1 protein-coding gene is annotated in these 615 nt (G+C 69.3%); it reads right to left on the bottom strand.

The features are described 5' to 3' along the window. Positions 1-615 (bottom strand): TrkA C-terminal domain-containing protein (locus CXQ94_RS23870; protein ID WP_181034370.1); only part of this gene is annotated, 615 nt, incomplete at both ends.

Raw genomic sequence — 615 nt, forward strand, 5'->3', positions numbered from 1 at the left:
GAGGAAGTCGCGGCTCATGCCCTGCAGACGGTGAATGTGCTTCCAGCTGCCGGCCACCAGCAGCGTATCGGCTGGCTTGAGCTTTTCATCCACCAGCAGCCCCTGCAGGGCTTGGCGATTGCGGCGCAGGCCGACCACGTTGAGCTTGTGCCGGCTGCGAAAACCCAGCTGCTGGATGGTCTTGCCCGGCAGGCGCGAGTCCGGTGGCAGCGCCACTTCCGCCAGGCCCAGCTCGCGGGCCAGCTGCGACAAATCCAGGCGCTGCGCGCCGCCTTCGGCGATGGATTGCGCGCCGCTTTCGATGCGCGCCAGCGAGAGCAGCTGGTTGGCCAGGTGGATGACCTTGTCGGTGCTCTGTCCGGCGTCCTCCAGGGTGCTGCGCCAGACCGCCGGTTCGGCTTCGCGCAGGCCCAGCTCGATCCGCGCCTTGAGCGCCGCCAGCGGCGTGCGCAACTCGTGGGAGGCATCGGCGATGAAGCGCGCCTGGCGTTCGAACTGCCCGCGCAGGCGCTCGGTGAATCCGTTGAGCGCCGCCACCAGCGGCCTCAGCTCGCGTTGCACGCTGATCAGTGGCAGCGGCCGCAGGTCATCCGGTGCGCGTTCCTGCACCGCCTC

The organism is Arthrobacter sp. GMC3 (assembly GCF_002929305.1).
In the GTDB taxonomy this organism is placed as follows: domain Bacteria; phylum Actinomycetota; class Actinomycetes; order Actinomycetales; family Micrococcaceae; genus Specibacter.